The sequence below is a fragment of the Yersinia sp. 2553 StPb PI genome, assembly GCF_052217105.1.
Taxonomy (GTDB): Bacteria; Pseudomonadota; Gammaproteobacteria; order Enterobacterales; family Enterobacteriaceae; genus Yersinia; species Yersinia enterocolitica_E.
In genome coordinates, this window is the sequence record NZ_JAZGPX010000002.1 from 36,726 (window position 1) to 57,625 (window position 20,900).

Consider the following 20,900-nt stretch of genomic DNA (forward strand, 5'->3'; position numbering starts at 1 on the left):
ATGAATTTACCCGATGACCCGCGTTTTACTACCCGGATAGTTCACAATATCCCGTTTCATGATATTGACCCTATGGGGGTGGTGTGGCATGGCAATTATTTCCGTTATTTTGAAATTGCTCGTGAGGCTTTACTGAATCAAATTGATTATGGTTACCGCGCGATGCAGGCGTCAGGCTATGTGTGGCCAATAGTTGATACGCGAGTGAAATACATTGCCCCGCTCGAATTTGAACAGCGTATTCATATTTGTGCCTCTATTGAAGAATATGAGAACCGCTTACGTATCGGTTACCAGATTTATGATGCGACCAGCGCGAAGCGCATGACAACCGGCTACACCATTCAGGTTGCCGTTAAAGCATCCACGAAAGAAATGAGCTTTGTTTCACCGCCGGTACTGCTGGAAAGAATGGGTATCGTCTCATGAAATCGATATTCACCGTTCTCTTACTGTGTCTCAGTATCAGCGCTCATGCGGTAACGTTGGCATCGTTACAACAACGATTCAGCGAACAACCGGTGTTGCGCGCCGAATTTGAACAGCAGCGCAGTATTAGTGGAATGAATAAACCTTTAAAATCAAGTGGTAATTTACTGATTTCACAGGATAAAGGGCTGTGGTGGTCACAGCAGCAACCTTTCGTTCTGACACTGCTACTCGACGATAAGCGCATGGTGCAAACCATGGCCGGCCAGCCTGCGCAGGTTATTACTGCTGACAGCAATCCGCAAATGTTCCAATTTAATCACTTATTAACGGCACTATTTCATGCTGATACGTCGATTTTGGAGCAGAATTTTACCTTAGCTTTCACTGATAGTGGTCAAGATCGTTGGGTGTTAGTGCTCACCCCGAAAACCACACCATTGGATAAGCTCTTTAAAAGCATCACGTTGCACGGTCAATATTTTCTGGAAACTATCGATATTGAAGATATGCAGGGAGATGGGACCCACATCCGGTTTTTCAACCAATTAACTGAACCTAAGATACTGAGCCATGCCGAACAGCAGCTTTTTGCGCACTGATTGCCATCGAAAACTGGCTATCGGCTGGTTACTTATCTGTTTGCTGTTACTGGCAACATTACTCTGGCTGATCCCTCGTAGTCAGATTAACAGCAGTGTCTTGGCACTATTGCCCAAGCAGGAGTTGGCAGGCGTACCTGTCGAATTAACCGCAGGGTTTAATCAGCGTCTTGATCGCCAATTAGTGTGGCTGGTTAGCCCAGCAGAAGACCAATTGGCTCCGGTGAACTGGTGGTTGCAGCAGTTACAAAAAATGCCTGCGCTGCATCAGGTCAGTGGTGAGATGACTGCTCAACGTTTACAGGCGTGGGGCGCCTTTTTCTTTCAGCATCGTAATGTATTGTTGGATGAGGCTACCCGTCTGCGATTAAGCCATGGTGGAGCGGCACAGGCTCAGTGGATATTGGGACAGGCGTATTCGGCATTTGCTGGCGTGAGTGGTAAAGAGTTGCAGTATGATCCTTTACTGTTGGTTCGTGGCTCTCAATTAGCACAACAACAAAACAGTGGGGCATTAAGTATCAGTAAGGGCTGGCTGGTGGCGAAAGATAGCCAGGGACGCCCATGGTATTTGATTCACGGTGAATTACGCGCTTCATCTTATGATATGGCCAGTGCCCGTAGCACCGTTGAGTCATTGGCTGAATTAAAGCAGCAACTTCAGCAGCGTTGGCCCGGTACTGAAGTCTTGGAACGCGGCACGCTTTTTTACAGTAACTACGCGAGTCAGCAGGCTGAAAGTGATATCTCGACCATTGGTTTGATCTCCGTCGCCGGTGTATTCCTGCTGATATTGATAATGTTTAAGTCGCTATTGCCACTCGCCTTATGCCTTTTATCAATAACTATTGGGGCATTGGCTGGGGCGGTTGCCACGTTACTGGTCTTTGGCGAAGTCCATGTAATGACGCTGGTATTGAGTGCCAGTATCATTGGTATTTCAGCGGATTATACACTTTATTATCTGACAGACCGCATGGCGCACGGTGGTCAAACGTCGCCATTGGAGAGCCTGGCAAAACTTTTCCCAGCCCTGTCAATGGCGCTACTCACCACCGTAATTGCCTATCTGATTCTGCTTATTGCGCCTTTCCCTGGGTTGCAGCAATTGGCTGTTTTTGCCGCCGCAGGTCTAACCGCCGCCTGTATCACGGTGATGTGTTGGTATCCGATATTGGCTAAACGGTTGCCGGTGCGCCCGGTTCCGCGCCTAAAGCTTATTTATCTGTGGCTAGAGAGTTGGCAAAACAACCGAATGTTACGTTTAGGCTTGCCGGCCCTGATTGCTATTTTGACTATCAGTGGGTTAGCCACATTAAAAATTAATGACGATATCAGTGAATTGCAGGCGATGCCGCGTGAGTTCCAGCAACAGGAACAGCGCATTGCGGCACTTACCGGTCAGCACAGCGATCAAAAATGGTTCGTTGTGTATGGTGATAATGCTGAACAGGCATTGCAACGTCTGGAGCAATTCTCTCCACAGCTATCACAGGCGAAAAAGGCTGGATGGATTGAAAGTTATCGTGTGTTGCCGCTGCCATCATTATTGCGGCAGCAACAAAATCTGGCATTACTTGAACAAACCGCGCCAACTATTATCCACCAATTGCAACAGGCGGGTATTAGCGTTTCTCTGCCAGATTTGCCAGCACAAGGCAACCAGCATACATGGGTGACCCCGGAACAATGGCTTGGCTCGGTGGTCAGTGAGGGCTGGCGATTGCTTTGGCTCTCATTACCTGATGGGCGCACAGCGATGTTGGTGCCGGTAAGTGGTGTCAGTAATCCGGCGGCACTGCAACAGTTAGCGGAGTCCGTGCCAGGAGTGACTTGGGTTGACAGGAAAACAGAGTTCAATGCGCTATTTTCTCTCTACCGCGCCTATCTATCATGGTTGTTACTCATTGCAGTGGTTGCTATAGCTGTAGTCTATTGCTGGCGCCTGGGTCTGCGTCGCGGCCTCTATTGTGTGGCACCGACGTTACTTTCATTGGGGATGGGGCTGGCGGTACTTTCTCTTACCGGCCACTCGTTAAATCTCTTCTCGTTGCTGGCATTAATATTGGTTCTGGGGATTGGTATCAATTATACCCTGTTCTTTACCAATCCCCGAGGGACGCCTAGCACCTCAATGTTTGCTATTTTTATGGCGGTGTTCACCACGCAACTGACTTTCGGCATGCTGGTATTTAGCCACACCCAAGCCATCAGTAGCTTTGGCATTGTGCTGAGTAGTGGTGTGTTTACAGCCTTCTTATTAGCGCCTCTGGCGCTGCCCAAGCCAAAAGGAGAGCCTGAGTGAATTATAAACGCTGTGGGGTGTTACTCGTTTTAGCCTTATTGATTGTAGGGTGTGCCAGTTCGCCGGACCAAACACAGCCTAAAGCCTGGCTTAAGCCCGGGGTGCGGGTCGCTTTGCCGCAACCGACTTTGGCACAACCTATCAATCAGCAGCAATTACTGACTGCAACAGCGCAGGGGAAGCAGCAGTCATTATTAGTGTTACTTCAGGCTGATGGGCAGCGCTTAACCTTGGTTGGGCTGTCGCCGCTTGGGATCCGCTTGTTCAAGGTTTCCTATGACCTGCAAGGTATTCATTTAGAGCAAACCATGAAAATTGTTGGATTACCTCCAGCAAATCAGGTTCTTGCCGATATTATGCTGAGTTATTGGCCCATCATATCATGGCGTCCGTTATTACCCGGAAATTGGCGGTTGGTGGATGAAGGGGATACACGCAGACTCTATGATGACAAAAACCAAATAGTGACAGAGATTCGCTACCAGCTATCAGGTAACACCCGTAAGCCAATCACTATTGAGCAATTTGTCTTTCACTACCGTATTACTATCCAAAATGTGGAGGAGTAACAGCGATGGTCTATTTCTCTGCTGTTGGCATGGTTAATGCGTTAGGTAGCTCATTGTCTGAAGTGAGTGCGAGCCTTCGTGCCGGGTTAGCCCCAGGCATGGCTCCCCAGCAAGGGTGGCTCTTGGGTGATTCGCCGATTTGGCTGGGTGCGGTGAATACTGAATTGCCTACCTTGCCCGAGCCACTTTCACAGCACAATAGCCGGAATAATCGCCTGTTGTTGGCGGCATTGTCGCAGATTCAACCTGAGGTTTCCGCATGCATTCTTCGCTATGGCGTATCACGGGTTGCTGTGATTATGGGAACCAGCACCTCAGGTATTTTTGAGGGGGAACGGGCGGTTAGAGAATATCAGCCTGGTTCTGGTGACGTCGCCGGGCAGTTTCCGCCAGGGTATCACTATCAACAGCAGGAGTTAGGCGATCCTAGCATCTTCCTCTCGCGTTATTTGGGGCTGAATGGCCCGAGTTATACCGTGTCTACGGCTTGTTCTTCCAGTGTACGGGCGATTATCAGCGGTAAACGTTTGATTGAGTCTGGAATAGTCGATGCGGCGATAGTCGGTGGCGCTGACAGTTTATGTCGTATGCCCATCAACGGTTTTCATAGCCTGGAGTCACTTTCGGCTGAGCGTTGTACCCCTTTTGCCGCCGAGCGCAAAGGGATCAACGTGGGTGAGGCAGCGGCGTTGATTTTATTATCACGTGAACCTTCACCTGTAGCGTTACTCGGGGTTGGGGAGTCCTCCGATGCCTGGCATATGTCCGCCCCCCATCCTGAAGGGCATGGGGCGGAACAGGCTATCAGGATGGCATTACGTCAGGCAGGGTTGCAGCCCGCTGATGTGGGCTACATCAATCTACATGGCACGGCGACGCGGTTAAATGATCAGATAGAAGCGCAGGTCGTGAATAGGGTTTTTGGTCATCAGACCCCTTGTAGTTCAACTAAACATCTTACCGGGCATACGCTGGGGGCCGCTGGGGCCACAGAGGCGGCACTCAGTTGGCTGATGTTAAGCCGGACTCTACCCTTACCAGTACAAGATTTTTCTCATGCTTCTTGGGATACTACTTTGGCCGAGATTAATTTGGTCACCAAGCCGGAAGTACTTAAAACCCCGGTTATTTTGTCGAACTCATTCGCTTTTGGTGGCAACAATGCGTGTGTGATATTAGGAGCCGGCTGATGGCGTATTCCGCTGAACATTACCTCCCACATCAATCACCAATGGTGATGCTGGATAACGTCCATTGGGTAGGGGAGGACGGGGCTGAATGCAGGGTCACCTTGAGTAAGCATGGGGTGCTTGCGCCGTTCCTCGATGCTCAGGGCTGCCTCCCCAACTGGTTTGCTATCGAATTAATGGCACAAACTATCGGCGTGTGGCGTGGCTGGCATGGCTTGGCGCAAGCGATACCTCCCACGATAGGGATGCTACTTGGTGGGCGAGCTATCAGCTGTGAATTACCGGCATTTCCTGCGGGTAGCGAACTTCAGGTTTGTGTCCAGTTAATCCTGCAAGATGAAAAAATTGGCAGTTTCGAGTGCAGTATCAACATGGCTGGAAAGCAGGTTGCTCGTGGTCGGCTAAATACTTATCAGCCAGATGCCGAAGAAATAAAAAAACTCACATTGAGGAAAGGCGCATGAAGCGTTCTGTTTTAGTCACCGGGGCCAGCAAAGGGATCGGGCGGGCCATCGCACACCGTCTGGCTGCGGATGGTTTTTTAGTGGTTGTTCATTATCACCAAGATCTTACTGGCGGTGAAGCGACACTGGCTCAGATTATTGAGGCGGGTGGTGAAGGGCGCTTGATCTGTTTTGATATCAGCGACAGGCCGCAGTGTAAAGAGGTACTCGAGCAGGATATCGCCACTCATGGCGCTTACTACGGTGTGGTGAACAATGCCGGTATTACGCGTGATGGTGCATTCCCAGCATTGACGCAAGAAGATTGGGATGGCGTCATTCATACCAATCTGGACAGTTTCTATAATGTGTTGCACCCCTGCGTAATGCCGATGATCGGTTTACGTAACGGCGGGCGCATTATTGCGCTTTCTTCGGTCTCCGGTGTGGTGGGGAATCGTGGTCAGGTGAATTACAGTGCGGCTAAAGCGGGGGTTATCGGGGCTTGTAAGGCTTTGGCGCTGGAGTTGGCTAAACGCAAGATTACCGTGAATTGTATTGCACCTGGGTTGATTGATACTGGCATGATCAATATGGAGCCTATCGCGCTGCAAGAAGCCATGCGGATGATCCCACTTAAACGGATGGGAGAAGCTGAAGAGGTGGCTGGTTTAGCCAGTTACCTGATGTCAGATATCGCCGGTTATGTCACGCGTCAGGTGATTTCAATTAATGGAGGAATGGTATGAGCAGCAGGATGGTTGCCATCAATAGAGTTGTGATTACCGGCATGAGTGGGGTCACTGCCTTTGGCAATAACTGGGCGGATATTTCAGCACGTATTTATGCCGGTCAAAATGCGGTGCAATATATGCCGCAGTGGGAAGAATATCAGGGGTTGAATACCCATTTAGGTGCGCCGATTGATGATTTTGTGGTGCCCGCACATTACACCCGTAAACGCATCCGCTCGATGGGGCGGGTATCCTTATTGGCCACCAGAGCCACTGAGCTGGCGCTAGAGCAAGCGGGTCTGATGGGGGAGGATGTACTTACCAATGGGGATACTGGGATTGCCTATGGCTCTTCTACCGGTAGCACTAAGCCGGTGAGTGAATTTGCCACGATGTTAACCGAAAAACACACCAACAATATTACCGGCACGACCTATGTGCAAATGATGCCGCATACGGCGGCGGTGAATACTGGGCTGTTTTTTGGGTTGCGCGGGCGGGTTATTCCTACCTCAAGTGCTTGTACGTCAGGTAGTCAGGCAATTGGTTATGCCTATGAAGCAATCCGTCATGGCTACCAGAAAGTGATGGTTGCTGGTGGTGCAGAGGAACTGTGTCCTTCCGAGGCGGCGGTATTTGATACCTTGTTTGCTACTAGCCAGCTAAATGATTCACCAAAATTATCACCAAGGCCATTTGATCGCCAACGTGATGGTTTGGTTATTGGTGAAGGGGCTGGCACGTTGATTCTGGAAGAACTGGATCACGCCAAAGCACGTGGTGCCACTATTTACGGTGAAATCATTGGTTTTTATACTAATTGCGATGCCAGCCATATTACTCAACCACAAAAAGAGACCATGCAAATCTGCATTGAAAAGGCGTTACTAAGCTCGGGCCTGGCTGCCACTGATATTGGCTATATCAGTGCTCATGGTACCGCGACTGAGCGTGGCGATATTGCAGAAAGCCAGGCTACGGCGGCTGTTTTTGGTAACCGGACCCCCATTTCCTCTTTGAAAAGTTATTTTGGTCATACCTTAGGGGCTTGCGGTGCTCTTGAAGCCTGGATGAGTCTGGAGATGATGCGGGCCGGGCGTTTCGCACCAACCATTAATCTGACCGACCCTGATCCTGCCTGTGGTGACCTGGATTACCTGATGGGCGAGGGGCGTTATATTGATACCGAATTCTTCCAGACAAATAACTTCGCGTTTGGCGGCATTAACACCTCATTGGTGATCCGTCGCTGGCCGTAACCGCCATTGCTTTCCTCATTGTTGATTTTTTATCAAAAGTATTGTGTTGAATATGGCATTTTTTGGCAATAAAACTCTGGGCATAATCAGTTCAGATTTTTACCGGGTGGCTCGGGTAAATGGCCCCCGGTAATCAGCCAATTTTAAACATGTCTAAGCACGATAAAAATTCAAAATGAGGAATTACTATGAGCGTACCTGCATTCGGCCTGGGAACTTTTCGTCTTCAAGATCAAGTTGTTATTGATTCAGTGAGTCAGGCATTAACCGCGGGCTATCGTGTTATCGATACCGCACAAATATATGAAAATGAAGCAGCTGTTGGCCAAGCTATTGCGCAAAGCGGCATCCAGCGTGATGAGTTATTTATCACCACTAAGATTTGGATTGCTAACTTAGCGCAGGGCAAGCTCATCCCTAGCCTGCAAGAGAGCTTGCAGAAGCTGAGAACAGACTATGTGGATTTAACATTGATTCACTGGCCTTCACCAAACGATGAAGTACCCGTCGCTGAATTTATGGCTGAATTAGTGAAAGCCAAAGAGCTGGGCTTAACCCGGCAGATTGGTATTTCTAACTTCACCATCGATTTAATGAAACAGGCCATTGCGGCGGTGGGGGCCGAGGTAATTGCTACTAACCAAATCGAACTGTCACCCTTATTGCAGAACAGTAAGGTCGTTGAATTTGCGAGAGAAAATGGCATAGCGATCACTTCTTATATGACGCTGGCTTATGGTAAAGCGCTAGAAGAACCCGTGATTAAAACGATTGCGGAGCAACATGGTGCCACTCCCGCTCAGGTGATTTTAAGCTGGGCGATGCAACTGGGCTATAGTGTGATCCCGTCATCGACCAAAGCCGCTAATCTGGCCAGTAATATGTTAGCGCAGGAATTGCGCTTGAGTGCCGAAGATATGGCACTGATAGCGTCGTTGGATCGTGGTGAGAGGTTAGTCAGCCCTGAAGGCCTGGCACCTGCATGGGATTGATCACGCTTTAAACCATTATCTGAACCACCCTATGTTGGGTGGTTTTTTATTTTGCAGGGAACATTTGTGCCAGACGTTCATTGATAAAATCAATAAAACAACGCAGCCGGTTACTGACGACCTGATCACTGTAATACACCGCATTAATCGGCATAACGACGGGTAGAGTCTGTTCTACCAGTAGCGGCACTAAGTCCCCGCGTTGTAGATCGCCTCTGATCATGAAATCCGATAAGCAAGCAATGCCATTTCCCTCAAGGCAAAGGCGGCGTTGCGTCTCCCCATTATTTGACGTTAAATCTGAATTTATTTCATAAAGTTGCCCATCAGCACCTGCGAGCGGCCAACGATTTAGCACCGGTAAATCATTGAACCCCAGACATAAATGATGCTGTAAATCAGCCACCGTTTGCGGGGTACCATGTTGCTTTAGGTAGGCAGGTGAGGCCAAAATATGGCGATAACTGGTCATCAGCTTTCTGGCTCGTAAGGTTGAGTCCTGTAACGTGCCGACCCGGATAGCAATATCAACCTTTCTTTCAATTAGGTTAATAAAGGTTTCTGACGAAACCAGTGATAATGTCACCAACGGATAACGCTGACGAAACTCCGCCATCAGCGGAGCCAGAATGTGCAACACCACTGGAGTAGAAGCATCGATACGCAGCAATCCTTTGGGATTTAACTGATTATCGAGTATCTCGTTTTCCGCCGTGGCCATTTCCCGCAGAATATTTTGCACTCGCCGAAAGTAGTGCTCGCCTTCTTGTGTCAGGCTGATTTGCCGGGTTGTGCGATTTAACAGCGTCACCCCTAGCTTGCTTTCGAGTTTTTTTACTGTCCGGCTGACGACTGAATTAGCTTGATCGAGTTGCTCTGCCGCACGGCTAAAACTGCCACATTCCACTACGGTAACAAAAGTAATCAGTTCATCTGAATGCGCTTTCATTGTTGCCACTCCAGCAAAAATATTTTGATATTTTGAGCATTTTTGTCATTTAACCATAGGTACATAATAGCCGCTATCAAATTGACCCGTATTTCTGGAGTAATTATGCCACTTGCATTATGGGCACTGACCATCAGTGCATTCGCTATTGGTACCACTGAATTTGTGATTGTCGGGCTGGTTCCGACCATCGCAGAACAACTGGCAGTTTCTGTGCCATCCGCCGGTTTATTAGTTTCAATCTATGCATTGGGCGTTGCTATTGGTGCTCCAGTGTTAACCGCATTAACCGGGCGCATACCGCGTAAAATGCTATTGATTGGCTTGATGGTCTTGTTCACCCTAGGGAACTTATTAGCCTGGCAATCACCTGGTTATGAGACTCTGGTGGTTGCTCGTTTACTCACCGGTCTGGCTCACGGTGTGTTCTTCTCGATTGGTTCGACTATTGCTACCAGTTTGGTGCCAAAGGAGAAAGCGGCGTCGGCGATTGCTATTATGTTTGGTGGTTTAACGGTGGCACTGGTGACTGGGGTTCCGCTCGGGACATTTATCGGCCAGCATTTTGGCTGGCGGGAGACTTTCCTTGCGGTGTCACTGATTGGGGTCATTGCCATTATTGCCAGCGCCATTTTGGTTCCCAGTAATATCCCCAATAAGGCTTCAGCCAGTATAAAGCAGCAACTACAGGTGCTCACCCACCCACGTTTACTGCTGATTTATGCCATTACCGCCTTGGGATACGGTGGTTTCTTCACCATGTTTACTTTCCTCGCGCCAGTGATGCAAGAACTGGCAGGATTCTCACCTGCCGCAGTGAGTTGGATCTTACTGGCGTATGGGGTATCGGTCGCTATCGGCAATATCTGGGGCGGTAAACTCGCAGACCGCCATGGTGCAGTACCTGCTTTGAGTTTTATTTTTACCGCACTTGCTGTCTTACTGTTTGTTTTCCAATTCAGTGCTAACCACAGTATTGCGGCATTAATTACGTTGCTGGTCATGGGGATTTTTGCCTTTGGTAACGTCCCCGGTTTACAAGTTTATGTGGTGCAGAAAGCGGAAGAATATACGCCACATGCCGTTGACGTGGCTTCGGGCCTGAATATCGCGGCGTTTAATGTCGGAATCGCGTTAGGATCGATTATTGGTGGGCAGACAGTTATCCGGGTTGGGTTGGCTCAGACCCCTTGGATCGGTGGCGTGATTGTTATTGGTGCGCTATTACTGGTGACACTGAGTGGCAAGCTGGATAAGAAGCACCCACGGCAAGTTGCTGTCAGCTAAATCCCTGCCAGTATCTATTGAAGCCCGCGATTGTGGGCTTCTTTGTTAATAGAAGGCTTATTAGTGCATTATGAATCACATAGATTGAATCTCTGCTTGTGTATCCCAACATCAGAATAATATCGTGGCTAAAAGAAATTACTGACAGGAGCATCTGGGCGTATAATCAGTGAACTACCGGCTGTTGTTACCTCTCGAGCCAGAGTGATTTCGAATAAGGAATAGGCCATCAAAGTGCCGAAACGAACATATGCAATGCGATATGTTGCAGGTCAACCGGTTGAACAAATCTTCCCAGGTTCTGCTAAGCAACTGGGGCTGGGGTTACCGCCAGGCGCGCCATTGCCAACATCTGAATTTTTGCGGGTGATGGTGTGGAATATCTTTAAGCAACAGCGGGCGCAATGGCTCTCGGTGCTCAAAGAATTCGGGCGTGATACTCAACTGATGTTACTGCAAGAAGCACAAACAACACCTGAGCTGGTGCGGTTTGCTACGTCTCACTATCAGGCCGCCGATCAGGTTCCTGCCTTTGCACTGCCTCAGCACCCTTCAGGTGTGATGACGCTTGCAGCCACCCATCCGGTCTACTGTTGCCCCCTGCGTGAGAGAGAGCCGTTACTGCGGTTGTCTAAATCGGCCTTAATTACTGTTTACCCAATCCATGACGGCCGTTTATTGATGGTGGTGAATATTCACGCGGTGAATTTCAGTCTTGGTGTTGATGTTTACAGTAAACAACTCGAGCCCATTGGGGAACAAATCGCGATGCATCGTGGCCCGGTGATTCTGGCGGGGGATTTTAATGCCTGGAGCCGACAGCGGGTTAATGCTTTACAGTGTTTTGCCCAAGTGGTGGGGTTAGCTGAAGTTGAATTCCGGGCTGATAACCGTAGCCGTGCGTTTGGCCGACCGCTTGATTTTGTCTTTTATCGGGGTCTTACTCTGGCAGATGCATCGGTATTAGTGACCCGAGCCTCTGATCACAATCCACTGCTGGTTGAATTCCAGCCATAAAAAAAGCACCCCGAAGGGTGCTTTTTAACAGCTTTAATCGCGATTCTGACTCTACGTATCCGGGGTCGATTTGCCGTTAACGAACAACGTCAATTTCAAGCCTGGTTGTAAACTATTAGCCTTGCTGACTACCGAATTCCATCGCATCACATCGTCGGTGTTTACACCGTGACGCTTGGCAATACTGGCAAAAGAATCACCTTTACGAACCTGATAGGTGATGCTGTTGCTGGTCGTTGTATTGCTTGCCAGTTGCAGGGTTTGCCCAACTTTTAAGGTGCTCTTGGCACGTAAGTTGTTCCAACTCTGCAAATCGCTGGTCTTGATATTCAACCGCTTGGCAATCGTAGATAAGGTATCACCGGAGCGAACTTTATACTGCGAACCTGATGCTGATTTTGAGCTGTTCTGTGCCAACTTGGTTGGTTGAACGGCGGCAATATCAGTATCTGCCAATGAATCTTTAAGCTGCTCAGCATGGGCCTTTGGCAACATAATATAACGAGGACCATGTCCATCAGGTGCCGTTACATTGCGCTTATACCCAGAATTAAAGGATTTCAACTTAGTAAGTGACATCCCCGCCATCTCAGCCGCCTGAGTTAGCTGTATCTGCTGACCTACATCAACACGTGCTAATGCACGGTCTTTGTCGGGTTCTGGCAAGTTTATACCGTACTTTTTGCTGTTCTTGATTAAATCACCCAAGGCCAGCATTTTTGGAACATAAATTGACGTTTCACGTGGAAGCGACAATGCCCAAAAGTTGGTCGGTTTACCCTTTGCCTTATTAGCCTTAACCGCTTGCATGACTCTGCCTTCACCACTGTTATAAGCAGCGACTGTTAACAACCAGTCACCGTCAAACATTTTGTTCAGGCGCTCCATCATATCAAGCGCTGCTTTGGTAGACGCAACCACATCTCTGCGGCCGTCATACCATTGGTTTTGTTTCAAGCCATAGTTTCGACCTGTACTCGGCACTATCTGCCATAGCCCTGCGGCGTTGGCGGATGATGTCGCGTGTGGGTCAAAAGCGCTCTCCACTATGGGTAGCAGTACCAGTTCCATCGGCATTTTACGTTTCTTAATCTGCTCGACTATCAGGTACATGTACGGCTCTGCCCGTAATGTTACATCGTGGAGATAGCTCTTATTTCTTAAGTATTTTTGCTTTTGTTCACGGATCCGGGAATTTTCCGGAACCTTCATCTTCAGCTCGTCGCTAATGAAGTTCCACAAATCTTGCTGCGCGAGGCCACTTTCACTATCAAGCCATCGCGCGCTGCCCTCTCGGACGCTATTTGTGTACTCTCCTGCTTCACTCTCTTGACCTGCTGAAGACAAACTCTGCGCATGCTGTACGGGAACCTGTACGTCCTGCTTGGACGTCTGGCACCCAACAAGCAAGACTGAGGCGAGAAATATCGCTTTGGTCTTCATGTGTGTGTCAATGTCAGTTGCTTAAAAGACGACCAATCATACTTTGCTTCGACAAAAAACACAACTAAAAGCTCAGAAGCGGTCTTTCTGGGCGCGTAATTCGGAAAAAACTGAAGCAAGTGAGGCTGGTGGCGAGATAACGCCTATTTTCCTTTGTAAATCAATGTCATCGCAACGTAAAAAAACATTAATTTTACGCTCTAATTGCAATTTTACCGGCAAACTAGGTAGGTTTTTTGCCCGTAATTGCATGATTTGTTGTTGATATGTAGCAATATCTTGATCTGCGGGCAAAATGAAACGGGCAAACTTAAGATTTGCGAGAGTATATTCATGCGCGCTGCAAATTAAGGTTTCAGCGGGAAGCTGCGCCAGCCGTTGAATTGACGCATACATTTGCTCTGGTGTGCCTTCAAATAGTCTGCCGCAGCCGGCAGAAAAAAGCGTGTCGCCGCAGAAAAGATAAGGTTCGCTGTAGTATGCAATGTGCCCAAGGGTATGGCCAGGGACGGCGATAATGGTGTAGTTTTGACCATCAATTGTCAGGTGATCACCCCCATTTACGATAACTGTCGCACCTTTATTTGCTGTTTCCTGCGGGCCATAGACGGGAATATTGGGGAAATGGCGGTGTAATTGTGCCACACCACCGACGTGATCGTTGTGGTGATGGGTGAGCAGGATGGCCTGAGGAGTGTATTGGCCTTGTGCCAGTGCAGACAGCACCGGCGCTGATTCACCCGGATCAACAATAACGCAGTGTTTTTGTGGGTTTGCCAATAACCAAATGTAATTGTCTTGAAATGCCGGAATACTGATAAGATTCATTGGATACCTCTTTTTTGTTGGCAACCGCTTGAGTGTGAAAGAAGATAATATACCCGTCATCTTTCAAATCGCAGGTGTATTGGCGGCTCCCGTTCATCCGCATCACTTACGGGGGTTAGCTTATCGGGGTTCACTTACTTGCCACCTTCCTGCACCTTGAAATCTATTGGGTAGAAACATGAAACCAGCGCAAACACACCAACAGATCGATGCGCCTGCATCTTGGGCGGAGTTACCTTGGGGAGAGTATTATCGCGCAGCGCTCGAACAGCAATTACAACCTTGGTGGCCGAAGCTATTTGGTTTTCATCTGTTGAAAATAGGCCAGTTGAGTGCGGAAATCGCCAGCGATAAATGTGCTATCTCCCATCAGGTTAATGTGGGGGAACAAGGTACTAATATGCAGGTGCTGGCCAGCCCATACCAGTTACCTTTTGCTGAAAAGTCAGTGGACGCCTGTCTGTTATCTCATTCTTTAGCCTATGCCACTGACCCACATCGTATTTTGCGTGAAGCAGATAGGGTGCTTATTGATGACGGCTGGTTGATTATCAGTAACTTCAATCCGATGAGTGTGCTGGGTGCCGGCAAGCTGGTGCCAATATTACGCCAGCGGCAGCCTTATATTAGCCGAATGTTTACTCAGATGCGTTTGCTGGATTGGCTGAGTTTGCTGAATTATGAAGTTATGCATATGTCGTGCTTTCACGTTTTACCCTGGCATAAAGAAGGTGGGCGCTTTATCAGCACCCATCTACATGCGCTGGGGTGTGTCAGCCTGATTGTGGCCCGTAAGCGCACCATACCTTTGACATTTAATCCGATGAAGTTTGGTGCACGTAAGCCTTGGTTTAGCCGTGCGGTTGGCGCAACCAAAAGTTATCGCGACCAACCTTGATTCGGTGTGTGAAAGCCACTAATACCGTGGCAACGTCAGGTAAGAAGAGTTAGTTGGGGATATAACCAATATCGTCTTGTGTCGGTGAATTGGCCGCAAGACGTGCCAGTTCATCGCAGCGCTCATTTTCAGGATGGCCAGCATGGCCTTTAACCCATTCCCATTGTACGGTATGGCCTTGGATTGCCAGATCCAGCCGTTGCCATAAATCGACGTTACGTACCGGTTTGCGGTCTGTGGTTTTCCACCCGCGCTTTTTCCAGTTGTGGATCCATTGTGTGATGCCCTGACGCACGTATTGGCTGTCAGTGCTGAGCGTCACGTGGCAAGGTGATGTCAATGCCTCCAAGGCGACGATAGCAGCCATCAACTCCATACGGTTGTTGGTTGTCAAACGGTAGCCAGCACTAAAGGTCTTTTCATGTTGTTTGTAACGCATAATTGCGCCATAACCACCGGGGCCAGGATTGCCAAGGCAAGATCCGTCGGTGAAAATTTCTACCTGTTTAGTCATCTCTGGTAGACTCTTCCTATCTGTTTAAACGTTAAGTCTGACATAAACGAGCGCTATGAGCACTGGCAATATGCAAGTTACCCCGACCAGACAGATTGTTCTGGATACTGAAACCACTGGTATGAATAAGCTGGGCGTTCATTATGAAGGCCATCGGATTATTGAGATCGGTGCTGTTGAAGTGATCAACCGCCGTCTGACCGGCAGAAACTTCCATGTGTATGTGAAACCGGACCGTCTGGTCGACCCAGAGGCCTACGGTGTCCATGGTATCAGTGATGAGTTTCTGGCCGATAAACCCACATTTGCTGATATTACACCGGAGTTTCTCGAGTTTATCCGTGGTGCTGAGCTAGTCATTCATAATGCGGCGTTTGATATCGGCTTTATGGATTACGAGTTCCGTATGTTGCAGCAGGATATTCCGAAAACGGAAACCTTCTGTACCATCACCGATAGCCTGTTATTGGCGCGCCGCCTGTTCCCCGGCAAGCGTAATAACCTTGATGCGTTATGCGATCGCTATCTGATAGATAATACCAAGCGAACGTTGCACGGCGCATTACTCGATGCCGAAATTCTGGCAGAAGTTTATCTGGCGATGACCGGCGGCCAGACGTCTCTGTCTTTCTCTATGGAAGGTGATCAGTCGCAGAATGATTCTTCTGAAAATATCCAGCGTATTACCCGGCCAGCATCTGCGTTGAAAGTAATTTATGCGGCTGAAGAGGAGTTGTCAGCCCATGAATCGCGTCTGGATTTGGTGATGAAGAAGGGCGGCAGTTGTTTGTGGCGGATGCCGCTTGAATCGGAAGATAGTGCAAATGCAGAATAAAATGATTTCCAGATGAAAAACTGCGCAACCGGCTTATTTTGCTGGAAAAAGTATTGACGAGATTGCATTCCATACGTAATATCCGTCTCGTTCTTAACCGGAACAGCAGCGTGGTGCGGTAGTTCAGTCGGTTAGAATACCGGCCTGTCACGCCGGGGGTCGCGGGTTCGAGTCCCGTCCGCACCGCCAACATTCAGAAGCCCTGAGTTATTGCTAACTCAGGGCTTCGTTGTATCTATACCCTTGGCACTTGAAGCTGCAGGGGTGTTAGCTACGCTCACTTACCCAAATCACTTGACTGTGTAAGCTCATTGGGATGCATTCGCTTGCTGCCTACCTGCAACTCCAATTACTTTGGGTATACCCTTGGTACTTGAAGCCGCTGGGGGGCAAAATAATAGAACTCCCCCCTTGGGTAACACATCAATAAACCCATTTAGAATTTACTGCGTAGCTTTCGCATTACCTGCTTGCGCGGCTGTTTTTACCCAACCATCAAAGGTGGCCTGATGGGCCTGAATCCAACCATTCACATGACGTTCAATATCGGCATCTGACGATTCACCCGCGTGCATCCGCATGTTCTGAGCATTCACATCATTAATCGATAATTTCATGATAGAGAACAGCTTAGCGGCGGCCGGGTTAGCTTCAGCCCATTTTTTGTTAGCCACGATATGCATCACACTCGGTGGGAAGCCGTAGTTCGCACCGTTAGACAGCTTGGTGTCGATAGTTTTATCTGGCAGGGAAGAGAATGGAACCTGCAACCATACTACGTCACGGCCCGGCACCAATACATCACTGACCCAATAAGGTGTCCAGGTGTAATACAGGATTGGTTTGCCTTCTTTGTAACGTGTAATCGTATCGGCAATCATCGCGGCATAGTTACCCTGATTATGGATAACGGTATCGCTCAGACCATAAGCTTTGATCTGATGATTTATCGGCGCTTCACAGCCCCAACCTGGGTTACAGCCGGTTAGATCGGCTTTACCATCGTTATTAGCATCAAACAATTTGGCGATTTTCGGATCTTTTAGCTGCTCAATATTGGTAATGTGGTATTTATCAGCGGTTTTTTTATCGATCAGATAACCCTGTGCCAATCCTTCAATATAGTTACCCTGACGATAAAATTTGGCATCGCCACCGGCAGCATTATATTGGTCGTTATGCAGTGGTTCCCAGTTTACCGCCAGATAGGTGGCATCACCTGCGCCGATAGTTGAATACGCGACGTTGTAATCTACTTCTTTGGTCGGTTGGACATCGTAACCGAGTTTTTCCAAGGCTTTATTGACCAGAGAGGTCTGGAAGGTCTCTTCCGAAATGGTACTTTGCAGCGGCTGGACAGTGATGCCTTTGCCCGGTAATTCTGCGGCGGATAACTGAGTGCTGATCAGTGTGGTGAGGGCCAAGGCCCAGATTCCTGTCGAACGCATAGTTGTTCCTTTTTAAGCTATTTTACTTGCCATTTTGAACGAGGACAGTGCTCATCATCCTTACGTACTATGTGTACATTGCGGTGATTGCGCGCTGTCCATGTCCAAACTGCCTGCGACAATTACGCTTAAATTTGAGCGTAATAATTTGAAATTACTTAGTATTTCTAAAAGGTTTGGTGATAAGACCAATCGGGCCGGCTGTATACCAGAGGCCAATGCCTTTGGTACGGCGATCGCGGCCTAATGATTGGGTCAGGCGGTCAAGGATGATCGCCAGAATCACAATACCGACACCGCCGACTGCGGCCAGCCCCATATCAAGGCGGCCAATACCGCGCAGTACCATTTGACCTAAGCCCCCTACAGCAATCATCGAGGCGATGACTACCATCGACAGTGCCAGCATCAGGGTTTGGTTCACACCCGCCATGATGGTTGGCATCGCCAGCGGTAACTGCACTTTGAACAGTAATTGGCGTGGATTGGCACCAAAGGATTCAGCGGCTTCGATAAGATCTTCTGGTACCTGTTTGATGCCCAAAATGGTCAGACGAACAATGGGTGGCAGAGCAAAGATGATGGTCACGACCACGCCGGGGACGTTACCGATACCGAACAGCATGACGATGGGCACCAGATAAACGAATGCCGGTGTAGTCTGCATGGCATCCAGTAACGGCCGAATTATACGTGCGGCATTATTACTGCGTGCCAGCCATATCCCCATCGGTAGCCCGATAAGAATACAGAAGAACAGCGAAGTCAGAACCAGCGCCAGTGTCACCATTGCTTGTGACCACGCACCGATAGCGCCAATAGCAACCAGTGATATCAGGGTTGCTACGCCCATTCCTAAGGTGGAGAACTGCCAGGCGATCAGCGCGAAAACCAGAATGGCGATCGGTGCTGGCATACCCAGTAGTAGGTGCTGAAAGCCACTGAGAATAAAATCAACCGGCACGCGAATGCCCTGGAACAGGGGGCGAAAATGCAGCACAACCCAGTCGATACCGTGGGTGACCCAGGAATCCAGTGGCACCCAGGTGTTATGAAACGGATCCATCAGACTGAAATGCTCGGGAGCAGCGGCCGGAGTACTATTCAACCAATCGGTACTTTGTGTCGCAGTGCTCTGAACGGCCTGAGAAGCAACCTCATGGCTGGTACTGCTGGCGGCATGGCTACCCTCAGCCATGCTCGCTCCCCACGGGTCAACAGCGGCTGACAGTGTCTGAGGGGCGGTATCTGTTGCCGCCGGTGCTGCTGAAGCTGCCGCATCCGTCGCCCAAGGATTACTGTCTACGGGGGTACTGCTTTGAATTGGATCACTCATTTGGCGTCTCCTTATCTAAAGCCTGCAACAGCATGGCTTTGGAAATAATACCGATATAACTGTTGTCTTCACCGACCACAGGGACCGCACACGGGGCCTGGGCAACCAGTGAAATCAACTCACTGAGGGGCATATCTGCGGGAACCGGCGCTGGATCGGCCAGTAAGGCACTATCCAGCGACTGGCTCTCCGCCAAGGCTTTTTTCAGTGAATCTATCGATACCACGCCAATAAACTTCTGCCCGCGTTCCAGCACATAGCCATAATCGCGGTCTTCATCTTGAAGCAGTTTTAACGCTGAACGAGGGCCGAAACCCGGAGTTTTACGAATTAATGATACCGGGCGACGGCGCGCGATATCCTTGGCACTAAAGACGTGGCTGATATCGACGCCACGGAAGAAGGTGCGCACATAGTCATTAGCCGGATTATTCAGTATTTCATCCGGGGTGCCGACCTGTACTACTTCGCCGCCCTGCATAATGGCGATACGATCACCAATGCGCATGGCTTCATCCAAATCATGAGAGATAAAGACAATGGTCCTTTGATGTTTGGCCTGTAATTTGACCAGCTCATCTTGCATTTCTGTACGTATTAAGGGGTCTAGCGCTGAAAAGGCCTCATCCATTAATAAGATGTCAGGGTTATTGGCCATCGCCCGGGCTAAACCGACGCGCTGACGCATCCCGCCGGAAAGTTCATCGGGGTAGGAGTGGGCGTAGCTTTCCAGACTCACCTGACGCAGTGCTTCCAGCGCTTTGTCGTGACGTTCCTGCAAAGGGACGCCAGCCAGCTCCATACCGAATGCGGTGTTATCGAGAACATTCAAATGGGGCATTAATGCAAAGGACTGAAAGACCATACTGATCTTATTACGGCGTACGGTGCGCAGGGCACTATCAGATATTTTGGCAATATCTTCGCCATCGATCAGTACTTCTCCACGGGTGGGTTCTATCAGACGATTGAGAAGGCGTACCAGGGTGGATTTACCAGAACCGGATAACCCCATGATGACGAATATCTCGCCTTCTTCAATGGCCAGATTGGCATCTTTAACGCCAACGGACAAACCAGTTTTGGCAAATATCTGCTCTTTATTCTTACCTGATTCAAGCAGCTTAAAAGCCCGTTCTGGATGCTCACCAAATATTTTATATAGATTCTTTACTTCGAGTTTAATTGCCATGCAGCTGGTGTATTCCTCTGTCAATTTTGAATTATGTTTATTCGATCAATGTTATCCTGATGAAAAAATAGAGCGCCATATACCCTAACACAATGAGAATCTGAGACAACCCTCAATGTTCTTATAATCTGAATTGTAATAGACCTTATCCCAGGATATATCTTTTTAATCTGTTAATTTACATACGTTAATATTGTGGTTTTTTGATGTTCACATCTTGCTTAATATTGATATGCTGAGTGGGCTATAATTAGCCAGTTAATAGCGTGAATATTGTCCATATATATTCATTCTATTGAATATACTGTTATTGATTATATTCCCTCGATTTTTCTTGTGGTCAGCCTTGGGCTTGAGCATCCGTCATCGTGCTGATATGACATTTTTATCGTCACAAGAGACATGCTGAATCCCCCTTATATACTGGCCTGCGCCTAAATTAGTAGTCAGGTAATAATTTCAGTTTTTAGTTGTGGTTCTGTTCATTGCGTAGGTAAATATAGCGGATGAGTGGTGGTGAGTTTACAAGGTGATTGAGGCATTAAATCATCACCAAATAGAGGGCAGCCTTGCTGCGGCTGCCAGTGGATGTGGATCGCCTCATTTTTATGCCATAAAAGTGAGGGTGGG

Annotated in this window: 20 protein-coding genes and 1 tRNA gene; 14 read left to right on the forward strand and 7 right to left on the reverse strand. The window is 48.7% G+C overall.

The genetic code is table 11. The features are described 5' to 3' along the window. The 9 genes from V2A84_RS01215 to dkgB all read left to right on the forward strand — a co-directional run bounded on the left by V2A84_RS01215 (position 1) and on the right by dkgB (position 8,523). On the forward strand, positions 1 to 429 hold the full coding sequence (locus V2A84_RS01215) for an acyl-CoA thioesterase (protein WP_193784792.1): 429 nt from the start codon (positions 1 to 3) through the stop codon (positions 427 to 429). After that, positions 426 to 1,031, forward strand: coding sequence for a LolA family protein (locus V2A84_RS01220; RefSeq protein ID WP_083162984.1), 606 nt, complete (start codon positions 426 to 428; stop codon positions 1,029 to 1,031). The genes V2A84_RS01215 and V2A84_RS01220 overlap by 4 nt, the downstream gene beginning before the upstream one ends. Further along, positions 1,003 to 3,336, forward strand: coding sequence for an MMPL family transporter (locus V2A84_RS01225; RefSeq protein ID WP_442848515.1), 2,334 nt, complete (start codon positions 1,003 to 1,005; stop codon positions 3,334 to 3,336). The genes V2A84_RS01220 and V2A84_RS01225 overlap by 29 nt, the downstream gene beginning before the upstream one ends. Next, a complete protein-coding gene (locus V2A84_RS01230; protein ID WP_083162985.1) occupies positions 3,333 to 3,905 on the forward strand; it encodes a DUF3261 domain-containing protein in 573 nt (190 codons plus the stop codon). The genes V2A84_RS01225 and V2A84_RS01230 overlap by 4 nt, the downstream gene beginning before the upstream one ends. Positions 3,906 to 3,910: 5 nt before the next feature. After that, entirely contained in the window at positions 3,911 to 5,095 is a 1,185-nt protein-coding gene (locus V2A84_RS01235; RefSeq protein ID WP_083162986.1) for a beta-ketoacyl-[acyl-carrier-protein] synthase family protein, read from the forward strand. Next, positions 5,095 to 5,559, forward strand: coding sequence for an ApeP family dehydratase (locus V2A84_RS01240; RefSeq protein WP_083162988.1), 465 nt, complete (start codon positions 5,095 to 5,097; stop codon positions 5,557 to 5,559). The genes V2A84_RS01235 and V2A84_RS01240 overlap by 1 nt, the downstream gene beginning before the upstream one ends. Next, positions 5,556 to 6,287 carry a 3-ketoacyl-ACP reductase FabG2 gene (locus V2A84_RS01245; RefSeq protein WP_083162990.1) on the forward strand — a complete coding sequence of 244 codons (732 nt, stop codon included), beginning with the start codon at positions 5,556 to 5,558 and terminating at the stop codon, positions 6,285 to 6,287. Before V2A84_RS01240 ends, V2A84_RS01245 begins: the two co-directional genes overlap by 4 nt. A gap of 8 nt (positions 6,288 to 6,295) precedes the next feature. Further along, positions 6,296 to 7,531, forward strand: coding sequence for a beta-ketoacyl-ACP synthase (locus V2A84_RS01250; RefSeq protein WP_193784870.1), 1,236 nt, complete (start codon positions 6,296 to 6,298; stop codon positions 7,529 to 7,531). 188 nt (positions 7,532 to 7,719) lie between these two features. After that, positions 7,720 to 8,523, forward strand: a complete 804-nt coding sequence (gene dkgB, locus V2A84_RS01255; protein ID WP_083162994.1) for a 2,5-didehydrogluconate reductase DkgB — start codon at positions 7,720 to 7,722, stop codon at positions 8,521 to 8,523. A gap of 46 nt (positions 8,524 to 8,569) precedes the next feature. On the opposite strand, the gene yafC is transcribed toward dkgB, so the two are convergent. Further along, positions 8,570 to 9,472 carry a DNA-binding transcriptional regulator YafC gene (gene yafC, locus V2A84_RS01260; RefSeq protein WP_083162996.1) on the reverse strand — a complete coding sequence of 301 codons (903 nt, stop codon included), beginning with the start codon at positions 9,470 to 9,472 and terminating at the stop codon, positions 8,570 to 8,572. A 105-nt stretch (positions 9,473 to 9,577) separates the two neighbouring features. Between yafC and V2A84_RS01265 the strand changes: the two genes are divergently transcribed. Together V2A84_RS01265 and V2A84_RS01270 are read left to right on the forward strand one after the other, a co-directional pair. Beyond that, positions 9,578 to 10,759, forward strand: a complete 1,182-nt coding sequence (locus V2A84_RS01265) for an MFS transporter (RefSeq protein WP_083162999.1) — start codon at positions 9,578 to 9,580, stop codon at positions 10,757 to 10,759. A 234-nt stretch (positions 10,760 to 10,993) separates the two neighbouring features. Continuing rightward, positions 10,994 to 11,776, forward strand: a complete 783-nt coding sequence (locus V2A84_RS01270) for an endonuclease/exonuclease/phosphatase family protein (protein ID WP_083163001.1) — start codon at positions 10,994 to 10,996, stop codon at positions 11,774 to 11,776. Between the two features lie 51 nt (positions 11,777 to 11,827). On the opposite strand, the gene mltD is transcribed toward V2A84_RS01270, so the two are convergent. Beyond that, entirely contained in the window at positions 11,828 to 13,219 is a 1,392-nt protein-coding gene (gene mltD / locus V2A84_RS01275) for a murein transglycosylase D (RefSeq protein ID WP_083163003.1), read from the reverse strand. 72 nt (positions 13,220 to 13,291) lie between these two features. Further along, on the reverse strand, positions 13,292 to 14,047 hold the full coding sequence (gene gloB / locus V2A84_RS01280) for a hydroxyacylglutathione hydrolase (protein WP_420073214.1): 756 nt from the start codon (positions 14,045 to 14,047) through the stop codon (positions 13,292 to 13,294). 178 nt (positions 14,048 to 14,225) lie between these two features. Here gloB and V2A84_RS01285 point away from each other — a divergent pair, with 178 nt between their 5' ends. Beyond that, on the forward strand, positions 14,226 to 14,945 hold the full coding sequence (locus tag V2A84_RS01285; protein WP_083163007.1) for a class I SAM-dependent methyltransferase: 720 nt from the start codon (positions 14,226 to 14,228) through the stop codon (positions 14,943 to 14,945). A gap of 49 nt (positions 14,946 to 14,994) precedes the next feature. Here the strand turns inward: V2A84_RS01285 and rnhA are convergent, their stop codons facing one another. After that, on the reverse strand, positions 14,995 to 15,459 hold the full coding sequence (gene rnhA / locus V2A84_RS01290) for a ribonuclease HI (protein WP_050074222.1): 465 nt from the start codon (positions 15,457 to 15,459) through the stop codon (positions 14,995 to 14,997). Positions 15,460 to 15,529: 70 nt separating this feature from the next. On the opposite strand from rnhA, the gene dnaQ reads away from it, so the two are divergent. Together dnaQ and V2A84_RS01300 are read left to right on the forward strand one after the other, a co-directional pair. Then, positions 15,530 to 16,294, forward strand: coding sequence for a DNA polymerase III subunit epsilon (gene dnaQ / locus V2A84_RS01295; RefSeq protein WP_083163009.1), 765 nt, complete (start codon positions 15,530 to 15,532; stop codon positions 16,292 to 16,294). Between the two features lie 112 nt (positions 16,295 to 16,406). Next, positions 16,407 to 16,483: transfer RNA gene (locus tag V2A84_RS01300), tRNA-Asp, on the forward strand. 254 nt (positions 16,484 to 16,737) lie between these two features. On the opposite strand, the gene proX is transcribed toward V2A84_RS01300, so the two are convergent. The 3 genes from proX to proV all read right to left on the reverse strand — a co-directional run bounded on the left by proX (position 16,738) and on the right by proV (position 20,270). Beyond that, positions 16,738 to 17,742 (reverse strand): glycine betaine/L-proline ABC transporter substrate-binding protein ProX, encoded by a 1,005-nt coding sequence (gene proX / locus V2A84_RS01305; protein ID WP_083163011.1) that lies wholly within the window; start codon positions 17,740 to 17,742, stop codon positions 16,738 to 16,740. Positions 17,743 to 17,896: 154 nt separating this feature from the next. Then, positions 17,897 to 19,078, reverse strand: coding sequence for a glycine betaine/L-proline ABC transporter permease ProW (gene proW / locus V2A84_RS01310; RefSeq protein WP_083163013.1), 1,182 nt, complete (start codon positions 19,076 to 19,078; stop codon positions 17,897 to 17,899). After that, positions 19,071 to 20,270: a glycine betaine/L-proline ABC transporter ATP-binding protein ProV gene (proV, locus tag V2A84_RS01315; RefSeq protein WP_083163015.1), complete on the reverse strand. Its 1,200-nt coding sequence runs from the start codon at positions 20,268 to 20,270 to the stop codon at positions 19,071 to 19,073. The genes proW and proV overlap by 8 nt, the downstream gene beginning before the upstream one ends. Positions 20,271 to 20,900 lie beyond the last annotated feature (630 nt).

What these genes read in the sequence shown, in the direction of transcription:
- V2A84_RS01215 (WP_193784792.1), top strand. Translation starts at nt 1, where the DNA reads ATGAATTTACCCGATGACCCGCGTTTTACTACCCGGATAGTTCACAAT.
- V2A84_RS01220 (WP_083162984.1), top strand. Translation starts at nt 426, where the DNA reads ATGAAATCGATATTCACCGTTCTCTTACTGTGTCTCAGTATCAGCGCT.
- V2A84_RS01225 (WP_442848515.1), top strand. Translation starts at nt 1,003, where the DNA reads ATGCCGAACAGCAGCTTTTTGCGCACTGATTGCCATCGAAAACTGGCT.
- V2A84_RS01235 (WP_083162986.1), top strand. Translation starts at nt 3,911, where the DNA reads ATGGTCTATTTCTCTGCTGTTGGCATGGTTAATGCGTTAGGTAGCTCA.
- V2A84_RS01240 (WP_083162988.1), top strand. Translation starts at nt 5,095, where the DNA reads ATGGCGTATTCCGCTGAACATTACCTCCCACATCAATCACCAATGGTG.
- V2A84_RS01245 (WP_083162990.1), top strand. Translation starts at nt 5,556, where the DNA reads ATGAAGCGTTCTGTTTTAGTCACCGGGGCCAGCAAAGGGATCGGGCGG.
- V2A84_RS01250 (WP_193784870.1), top strand. Translation starts at nt 6,296, where the DNA reads ATGGTTGCCATCAATAGAGTTGTGATTACCGGCATGAGTGGGGTCACT.
- dkgB (WP_083162994.1), top strand. Translation starts at nt 7,720, where the DNA reads ATGAGCGTACCTGCATTCGGCCTGGGAACTTTTCGTCTTCAAGATCAA.
- yafC (WP_083162996.1), bottom strand. Translation starts at nt 9,472, where the DNA reads ATGAAAGCGCATTCAGATGAACTGATTACTTTTGTTACCGTAGTGGAA.
- V2A84_RS01265 (WP_083162999.1), top strand. Translation starts at nt 9,578, where the DNA reads ATGCCACTTGCATTATGGGCACTGACCATCAGTGCATTCGCTATTGGT.
- mltD (WP_083163003.1), bottom strand. Translation starts at nt 13,219, where the DNA reads ATGAAGACCAAAGCGATATTTCTCGCCTCAGTCTTGCTTGTTGGGTGC.
- gloB (WP_420073214.1), bottom strand. Translation starts at nt 14,047, where the DNA reads ATGAATCTTATCAGTATTCCGGCATTTCAAGACAATTACATTTGGTTA.
- V2A84_RS01285 (WP_083163007.1), top strand. Translation starts at nt 14,226, where the DNA reads ATGAAACCAGCGCAAACACACCAACAGATCGATGCGCCTGCATCTTGG.
- rnhA (WP_050074222.1), bottom strand. Translation starts at nt 15,459, where the DNA reads ATGACTAAACAGGTAGAAATTTTCACCGACGGATCTTGCCTTGGCAAT.
- dnaQ (WP_083163009.1), top strand. Translation starts at nt 15,530, where the DNA reads ATGCAAGTTACCCCGACCAGACAGATTGTTCTGGATACTGAAACCACT.
- proX (WP_083163011.1), bottom strand. Translation starts at nt 17,742, where the DNA reads ATGCGTTCGACAGGAATCTGGGCCTTGGCCCTCACCACACTGATCAGC.
- proW (WP_083163013.1), bottom strand. Translation starts at nt 19,078, where the DNA reads ATGAGTGATCCAATTCAAAGCAGTACCCCCGTAGACAGTAATCCTTGG.
- proV (WP_083163015.1), bottom strand. Translation starts at nt 20,270, where the DNA reads ATGGCAATTAAACTCGAAGTAAAGAATCTATATAAAATATTTGGTGAG.